Genomic DNA, 8,484 nt, shown 5'->3' with positions numbered 1-8,484 from the left:
CGGCCATAGGGGCAACATTTTTCGTCGCGGCCTTGACCCGATTCCGCCGGTCGCTGGCATTGTGATGTGTGGACTGATATCAGTCGGACTTGGCAAGCGGGCCGCGCGTAGCGCTGCCTGTGGCGCCTTGTCAAACTTGGCAGGTCGGCCTGGCTCAGGCACAGCGCGCAGCGCATCGATGCCCCGTGCTCTGCCTCAAACGTCCATAAGGTATCAGCACCGCGCAACTGAGCCAACAGTGTTTACGCGGGGGAATTTCAACAGCCTGTTAGGGCCGATCAGAGCACGCTTGGCGAGCCAGCATGCCTGCCAGCGGCGAGAGGTCGGTCAGTTCGTCTAGCCGTGCCACCAGGTCGATCAGCTCGTCGCTCTCGTCAAGTGTGAGCACGGACTTCACCAGCCGGCGAAACTTTTCCTCCAGGCGCTGCTGCTGCTCCAGCAGGTGGCTGGCCGGGCGCCCGCTGTCGTGGCGCTGGCGCAGCACAGTGCCGATCTGGGTCTCGATCACTACCTCGCTGAGGGTGAGGTCCGAGCATTGGGGTACGAGCAAGACCTGCACCCGATCACGCAGCGCCACCACCTCGGGCGCGCATACAGCGTCGTCACTGAACGCGTCCAGTCCGGCAGTGTCAACCCCGGCCAGCACCATCGCCACCGTGTGACGCAGACTGAACTTGGCCTCCAGCCCGGTGCGCGGATCTGCGATGTTGCACACGCCCTCGCTGGCGGCACTGGCACGCACCGTCACGCGGAGCACGTCATCAGGCCGCAGCGCGTGTTGCAGGCACAAGTGGCGCGCGGCCTCAATGGCGGCATGGGTGCCGTAACAGGCGGCGTGGAACTTGAACAGGTTGTGGCGCAGATGCCAGCCGCCCTCTGGCGTGGCCAAGGCCGCTTCCAGCGATGCGGTACCCCCGTGCGTGGCGATGAGGCCTTGCGGACATTCAACCGCATCGGCACGGCTGGTGAAGCCACGCGCGGCCAACTGGGCCGCCTGCAGGCCGTCGGCACTGGCGCGCCCGGCATGCAGGGGCTTGCACATCGTGCCGAACATGGATTTCAGCCCGGCCGCCATGGTGCTGGCGATGCCCAGCGCGGTCGCGGTGTCATCGGCGTCGAGCTGAAGCAGGCGTGCGCAGGCGGCGGCAGCACCGAGCGTGCCCAGCGTGGCCGTGGTGTGAAAGCCGTTGGAATACTGTGCGTCGCCGCACGCCAACCCCAGCTGGCACATGGTTTCGTAGCCGGCGGCGAAGGCCGTCATGAAGTCGCGTCCGCTGGCGCCGCGCGATTCGGCCAAGGCCAGCAAGGCCGGGACCAGGACCACCGAGGGGTGGCCGGTGAAGGCCATGTTGACGTCGTCGTAATCGAGCGTGTGCGAGGCCGCGCCATTGATCAACGCTGCCTGCCGGCTGGAGGTCGTCATGGCGTGCCCGACGACGGTGGCCTGGGCATGGCCGCCCTGTTCACGGGCTTCCTCGGCCAGCATGTGCACCAGTGGCTCGCACGCGCCAGCCAGCGTCACCCCGATCCAGTCGAGCAGGCATTGCCGGACCCGCAGGCGCACGTCCTGCGGCAGATCGGTGTAGCACAGGGCAGCGCTGCGCGCGGCCAGTTCCCGTGAGAGGCCGTCGGTTGGGACAGTGGCCGACGGTGTGGCTTTTCTGATCGAGATCACGTTCATGTCAGCGCCCCTTCCAGACCGGTTTGCGCTTCTCCCGGAAAGACTGCGGGCCTTCCAGGGCGTCTTCACTGAGGTAGACGGCATCGAACGCTCGGTTGGAGGCGCGCAGCGCGGCGGTGCGGCCCATCTCGGTGGACAAGCGCACCATTTCCTTGGCCGCGCGCACCGTCAGCGGCGCATTGGCCATGAGCCGGGCCGCCAGCTCTTTAGCCCCTTGCAAAGCTTGCCCCTTGGGCATAAGGCGATTGATGTAGCCGAGTTCATAGGCGCGCTGCGCGGTCAGCGGGTCGCCGGTCATCGCGACTTCCATCAGGATGCGCTGTGGCAGCATGTGGATGACCGGCGCGGCCCACGGCATGCCGCGCCCGACCTTGGCCTCGGTGATGGCGAATTTGGCGGTCTCGTCGGCCACGCACAGGTCGCACATCTGCGAGAGCAGCCAACCGCCCGCATAGGCATAGCCCTGCACGGCGGCGATGACGGGCTTGGTGACCTCTATGTTGTCGCCGAGCACGGCGATGAAGCCCGCTGGCGGGATGCGCAGTTGCGTGTCGGCGGCCTCCACCAGGTCCATGCCGGCGCAGAAATTGTCACCGGCCCCGGTGAGGATGGCCACCTGGGCCTGCCCGTCGGCTTCGAAGCGGCGCCAGACCTCGAAAAAACCTTCGCGCACGGCGCGACTCAGCGCATTGCGACGCTCGGGCCGGTTGATGGTGATGACGGCGATGCCGTCGTTCACTTCGTATAGCAGTTCATTGTTCACGGGGGGGTGTCTCCTTTTTAAGTTGTGCCTGTTGTCGCGAGCGGCGAGTCTGGGGTATGGGTCTGGCTTGATTCGTTGCCACTTCACGCGATTGCGATCCCGCACGGTAGCCGAGTGCCCTCGAGATGCTGGCGGCGAGTTCCATCACCAGGTGCTGCAGCGCATCGGCGACGGCGCGACCGCGCTCGATCGGCGCTGCGATGATCAGCGCCGCGTTCACGCGCCCATCGGGTTCGAAGATCGGGGCTGAAAAGCCGGCCACGTCGGGCGTCACTTCGCCGAATGTGACCGCCAGCCCGCTCAGCCGGGCCGCCTCGATGAGGCGCGCCAGTTGCGCCGGGTCGGTGACCGAGTGCTCGGTCATGGCCCGCAGATCAGCCCGACGCAGGTAGTCACGCCGCCAGGCCTCGTCCTGGAACGCGAGCAGCACACGCCCGGCGGACGAGGCAAACAGCGGCCGTGTCGTGCCGACTGGCACGGCGTATCGAATCGCGCGGGTGCTCTCGATGATCGGGTTGTAGACCAGCCGATCCGCGGCGCGGTCGATTCTGGCGATCAGGGCGGTCTCACCGGATCGCTCCGCCGCTTCCCGCAGGAAGGGCAGGGCCACAACGTCGAGCGAGCGGGCCGATACCAGAGACGCCCCGAGTGCGAACGACTCAGGACCCAGTCCATACGCCTCATTGCTGCGCTGCAGGTAGCCATGCACCGTGAGACCGCGCAACAGCGAGAGCACGCTGGTCTTCGGAGCATTCATCACCATGCACAAGGGGGTAAGGGCCAAGCCGGCAGGGTGGTCGGCCAGTATCCGCAGCAGTCGCAGCACGCGTGTCACTGCCATGGGCGACCCGTCTGCACCGGGTGCGACACCCGTTCGCTCCCGCCGTGATGCTGTTGACATGGGCATTGGATGGGGTTCCTGAAGGTTCTGATATCGGAATTACTGATTCATTATAAGAATAGCGTTAGCATGTACAGCCGTCAATCGGGTTTTACTGGCAGCGCTTTTTGGAGGAGGCCCCGACTTGACCGGAGGAGACACATATGACGAATAAACAAGACCAGGCGGCACTTGCGGGGCCGCTGTCGGGCGTGCGGGTAATTGATCTAAGCGCGGTACTGATGGGCCCCTACGCCACCCAGATTTTGGGCGACCATGGCGCGGACGTGATCAAGATCGAATCTCCTGAGGGCGACTCAACACGCTGGATTGGCCCCGGACGCCATCCCGGCATGGGTCCGCTGTTCCTGCACCTGAACCGCAACAAGCGCAGCGTGGCGCTCGACCTCAAATCGCCGCAGGGCGCGGCCGCGATGCGGCGCCTGATCGAAGGCGCCGATGTCTTCGTGCATAACCTGCGCCCGGCCTCCATCGCCCGGCTCGGGCTGGACTACGAGAGCATCTCGATGATCAATCCACGCATCATCTGGTGTGGCGTGTACGGTTACGGCGAGGACGGTCCCTACGCTGGCCGCCCGGCCTATGACGACCTGATCCAGGGCGCGGTCGGCATTGCCGCCTTGCAGCAGCAAAGCGGGGCGAGCGAGCCGCGCTACGTGCCGCTGACGATTGCCGACCGCATGGTCGGCCTGCATGCGGCGCACAGCGTGGCCATGGCGCTGTACGGGCGCGAGCGCACCGGACGCGGCTGCCGCATTGACGTGCCGATGTTCGAAACCATGGCCAGCGTGGTGCTGTCGGACCACCTCTACGGGCGCACTTTCGAGCCGCCCAGTGGTGACACCGGCTATGTGCGGCTGCTGTCGCCCGGGCGCCGACCCTACGAAACCAGCAACGGCTACATCTGCGCGCTGGTCTACAACGACGGCCACTGGCAGCGTTTTCTGCACGCCATCGAGCGTGACGATCTGCGGGTCGATCCGCGCTTCGCCGACCTGGCCAGTCGAACCCGCCACATTGACGAGGTGTACGGCTTTCTGGGCCAGACGCTGCGCGTGCAAAGCACCGCGCACTGGATGGCGCTGTTCGAACAAATCGATGTGCCGGCGGTGCCCCTGAACACCGTCGAATCACTGTTGGATGACCCGCACTTGGCGGCGGTGGGCTTCTTCCGCCAGGTCGAGCACCCGAGCGAAGGGGTGATGCGCACCTTTGGCGCGCCGGCGCGATGGGTGGGTTACGACGTCAGCAAGCTGGCGCCCGCGCCGCGGCTGGGGGAGCACACCGAATCGGTACTGCGCGAATGCGGCTTTGATGCCAGCGCGCTGGCGTCCTTGCTGGGCAGTGGCGCAGCGGCTCCGTTCCTCACCGATGCGGAGTTGTCAGCATGAGTGCCCCGGCATTGACCGTGACCCGGCTGGCCGGCGCGCTGGGTGCGGAAATCTCCGGGCTTGACCTGTCCCGGTCGCTGCGCCAGGATGACCTGGCGGCGCTGCGTAGTGCGTGGCTGGCGCATGGCGTCATCTTTTTCCGCGACCAGCCGCTGACGCCCGGGCAGTTCCTGGCCTTCGCCCAGGCCATTGGCACGCCGGTGGAATACCCATTTGTCAGCGGCATCCCGGGCTTTCCGGTCATCATCGAAGTGAAGAAGCTGGCGCACGAAATAGTCAACTTTGGCGGTGTCTGGCACAGCGATACTGCCTACTTGGAGCAGCCTCCGATGGCCACGCTGCTGCTGGCGCGCGAAGCGCCGCCTTACGGCGGTGACACGCTGTTTGCCAACCAGGTGCTGGCCTATGAGGCCTTGTCGGAGGGGATGCAGCGGCTGCTCGACGGCTTGGTGGCGGTCAACACCTCGGCCAAGGCAGATGTGTCACGCACCCGCGAAGACCGTCTGGCCGAAGCCGGTCGCGCTGACCAGCACACCCATTACGAGGCCGAACATCCCGTGGTACGCACCCATCCGGAAACCGGTCGCAAGGCTTTGTATGTCAACTGCGCCCATACCGCGCGCTTCGCCGGCATGACCGAAGAGGAGAGCGCGCCGCTGCTGCAATTTTTATTCACGCACCAGAAGAAGGAAGAGTTCACCTGCCGCTTCCGCTGGCTGGTGGGTTCCCTGGCGCTCTGGGATAACCGCTGCACGCACCACTACCCGGTCAACGATTACCACGGCTTCCGCCGGGTCATGCACCGCATCACGTTAGCGGGTGACCGGCCTCGTCACTAGTACATTGACAGGTAAGTAACGGAACATAAATACAATCTCGTCACCATTACTTGATTTACTTGATTCAGTCGTCCCTGAATAACCTCCAGAACCCGCATGAACACTTGGTTTGTGGGGTGATTGCAGATATCCAGAACTCCCAGTTTGAATTCCAATAGGGGCAGTTTTCTGGGAGTTCTGCAGTGATGTTTGCCTGCCCCGCCACCGACGATTTTTCCGTTCGCGCATCGACCACATGATCGACCTGCGCCTCCCGCTGGCCGTGCTGGCCTCGCGCATGCCCTGGCAGGAGATCGAAGCGTGGGTGGCCCAGGTCTTCTCTCACAAAGGCCGCGCCGGTGTGGCCATGCCCGATCTGGACCTCTTCGGTGAACAGGTACAGCGCGCTGCTGTTTCCAGCAACGCAGCGCGCCCTCGCGTGCCGCTGCGCATCATGATTGCGCTGCTTTACCTCAAACACGCCTTCAACGACTCCGACGAGGGCGTGGTGGCCCGCTGGGCCGATACGCCGCGCTGGCAGTTCTTCTCGGGCTGTGCTTATTACGAAGACCGCCAGCCCCGCGACGGCACCACCCTGGTCAAGTTCCGTCAGTTGTTGGGCGAGGAAGGTGTGGAAGAACTGCTGGCGCAGACCATCAACGTGGCCGTCTAACTCAAACTGATCAAACCGCAGGAGCCCTCCCGCGTGATCGTGGACAGCACGGTGCAGCACAAGGCGATTGCCCATCCCACCGACAGCCGTTTGCTGGAGACCGCCCGGTTGAATTTGGTCCAGGCGGCCAAGGAGACGGGCATTGATCTGAAGCAGACCTTTGCCAAGGAAGGCAGGGACCTGAGCCGCTAGGCCGGGCGCTATGCCCATGCCCGGCAATTCAAGCGCATGCGCCGCACCATCAAACGCCAGAGAACCATCGTCGCTCGCCTGCAGCGCGAGATCGACCGCAAGGCCAGTGCCATCGGGGCGGCAGTGCGCGAAGCACTGGGCGAGACCTTGAACAAGGCCCATCGCATCGTGGCCCAGAGCGGCCAGCGCAAAGCGGTGGATGGACAGCCCAAGCTCTACGCCTGGCATGCGCCCGAGGTGGACTGCATCAGCAAGGGCAAGGCCCGAACGCCCTACGAGTTCGGGGTCAAGGTGGGCATTGCCAGCACGCTGCAGGGCAACCTGATCGTGGGCTCACGAGCCTTCCAAGGTAACCCTTACGACGGCCACACCCTCAACGAGCAACTGGAGCAGGCGAGCATCCTGATGCAAGACAGCCGGTCAAAGCCAGCGACGGCGTTCGTTGATCTGGGCTATCGGGGTGTGGACGCACAACCCGGATGTGCATATCGTGCACCGGGGCAAGGCCAAGCGGATCAGCGAGCAAGAGCGACGCGAGCTCAGGCGTCGTCAGGCCATTGAGCCGATCATCGGCCACCTCAAAGCCGATCACCGCATGGACCGTTGTCACCTCAAGGGAGAAGCCGGCGACCGGCTGCATTCGGTGCTGTGTGCGGCGGGCTACAACATCCGCTGGCTGCTGCGCATGATCGCCCGCAAGGGCATCATCTTCTTGCAAAGCCTTTATTTGCGCCTGTGCTCGGTAGCGAGCTTGTCACTGAAATGGCAACACGCGTTGGACTCTTGGTCCACTCGAGCTCTCACCCGACCTGCACAGCGCCCTGTCTGGGATCGGATTTGAATAAATCAGGGCCGACAATTTACTTGATGCTTGGAGGTGTTGTCATGAGGCAGACGGAGTTGCATTTGACCGACGAGGATCGCTCGCTGGTGGACGAGATTCGCAGCAAAGGGGCGCACCAAGCGAGAGAGGTCAATCGGGCTCATGTTTTGGCCTCACTGGACAGGGGCGTGCCAGAGGCCCAGATCATGGCGGTACTGGGAATAGGGCGCACGGCTGTGTGGCATACGCGCGCAGCGAATCTTCAAGGCGGTGTGGAGTTGGCGGTCTTCGGCGTAGCACGCTGGGGGCGGCCACGCCAGTACGACACAGACGACGAAGCGCGAGTGACGGCGCTGGCGTGTTCGACGCCGCCTGCGGGCCGGCAGCGCTGGACGATGGTGGAACTCGAACGGGCGGCTCGGCAGGAAGTCGGCATGGCCAACGTGAGCCGAGAAACCGTGCGGCGCATGCTCAAAAAAACATCTCAAGCCCTGGCGCAAGCTGATGTGGTGCATTGGCGCGTTGACTGAGGAGTACCGCAGTCGCATGTACGCCTTGCTTGAGCTGTACGCGCGGCCGATGTCGCGCTCAGAGCCGGTCATCTGCATCGACGAGAAGAGCTTGCAACTCATCGGTCACAGTCGTGCACCACTGCCGATGAACTCGCGCAGCCCCGAAAAAGTGGACTACGAGTAGGCGCGTAACGGCACGACCAATCTGTTCGTGGCCGTAGAGCCCAAAGCCGGGCAGCGGACCGTCTCGGTCACAGAGCGACGGGGCAAGGCCGACTTCGTGGTCTTCGTCGGCGACTTGCTGACCCACACGTATGCCAAGGCTCGCCGCGTTCATCTGGTGCTCGACAACCTGAACATCCACTTCAGAAGATGTTTTGACGACGTGTTGGGCAAACGTGCAGCGAACAAGCTCTTGCGCCGAGTGCAGTTCCACTACACGCCCAAGCACGCGAGTTGGCTGAATTGGCGGAGATCGAGATCGGTATCCTCAGTCGTCAATGTCTGGACCGGCGAGTTGAAAGCCGAAACCGCCTGCAATGCGAGGTTGACGCCTGGCAGCAGGCCCGTGACGTCGCACAGAGAACCATCGGGTGGACGTTCACCCGTCAGGACGCAGATCAGAAGCTCAGTCGACATTACGTTCCGAATCTTGCGTGTTGATGCACTAGGTGTTGAGTTGCAATAGGTTGTTCCCACCGAGGCGGGAAGCCGGAGGGCGATGACCTAG

The 8,484-nt window shown here is 63.9% G+C and carries 8 protein-coding genes and 1 pseudogene; 6 read left to right on the top strand and 3 right to left on the bottom strand.

The window, feature by feature from the left end:
- Positions 1–268 precede the first annotated feature (268 nt).
- From KYG_RS13700 to KYG_RS13690, 3 genes are read right to left on the bottom strand one after another with little or no spacing between them, the layout of a single operon-like run.
- Complete coding sequence (locus KYG_RS13700; RefSeq protein WP_008905507.1) at positions 269–1,681, bottom strand: MmgE/PrpD family protein; 1,413 nt, start codon at positions 1,679–1,681, stop codon at positions 269–271.
- Between the two features lies 1 nt (position 1,682).
- Positions 1,683–2,444: an enoyl-CoA hydratase-related protein gene (locus KYG_RS13695; RefSeq protein WP_008905506.1), complete on the bottom strand. Its 762-nt coding sequence runs from the start codon at positions 2,442–2,444 to the stop codon at positions 1,683–1,685.
- Positions 2,434–3,285, bottom strand: coding sequence for an IclR family transcriptional regulator (locus KYG_RS13690; RefSeq protein WP_008905505.1), 852 nt, complete (start codon positions 3,283–3,285; stop codon positions 2,434–2,436). Before KYG_RS13690 ends, KYG_RS13695 begins: the two co-directional genes overlap by 11 nt.
- 203 nt (positions 3,286–3,488) lie before the next feature.
- On the opposite strand from KYG_RS13690, the gene KYG_RS13685 reads away from it, so the two are divergent.
- The 6 genes and pseudogenes from KYG_RS13685 to KYG_RS25500 all read left to right on the top strand — a co-directional run bounded on the left by KYG_RS13685 (position 3,489) and on the right by KYG_RS25500 (position 8,442).
- Entirely contained in the window at positions 3,489–4,736 is a 1,248-nt protein-coding gene (locus KYG_RS13685; RefSeq protein WP_034694653.1) for a CaiB/BaiF CoA-transferase family protein, read from the top strand.
- 17 nt (positions 4,737–4,753) lie between these two features.
- The gene (locus KYG_RS13680) at positions 4,754–5,575 is read left to right on the top strand and encodes a TauD/TfdA family dioxygenase (protein ID WP_237707263.1); all 822 of its coding nucleotides are present in this window, start codon (positions 4,754–4,756) and stop codon (positions 5,573–5,575) included.
- 235 nt (positions 5,576–5,810) lie between these two features.
- Positions 5,811–7,260 (top strand): annotated as a pseudogene (locus KYG_RS23850) (IS5 family transposase).
- A 44-nt stretch (positions 7,261–7,304) separates the two neighbouring features.
- Complete coding sequence (locus KYG_RS13665) at positions 7,305–7,772, top strand: helix-turn-helix domain-containing protein (RefSeq protein ID WP_008905501.1); 468 nt, start codon at positions 7,305–7,307, stop codon at positions 7,770–7,772.
- A 16-nt stretch (positions 7,773–7,788) separates the two neighbouring features.
- Positions 7,789–7,938, top strand: coding sequence for a hypothetical protein (locus KYG_RS25505; protein ID WP_160165352.1), 150 nt, complete (start codon positions 7,789–7,791; stop codon positions 7,936–7,938).
- Positions 7,939–7,965: 27 nt separating this feature from the next.
- Positions 7,966–8,442, top strand: a complete 477-nt coding sequence (locus KYG_RS25500) for a transposase (RefSeq protein WP_008905500.1) — start codon at positions 7,966–7,968, stop codon at positions 8,440–8,442.
- The last annotated feature ends 42 nt before the right edge of the window (positions 8,443–8,484 follow it).

Origin of the sequence: Acidovorax sp. NO-1, from assembly GCF_000238595.1 — a bacterium.
Lineage (GTDB): Bacteria > Pseudomonadota > Gammaproteobacteria > Burkholderiales > Burkholderiaceae_C > Acidovorax.
The sequence above is the reverse complement of the archived record's forward strand: the minus strand, read 5'-3'. Positions and strand labels throughout refer to the sequence as shown.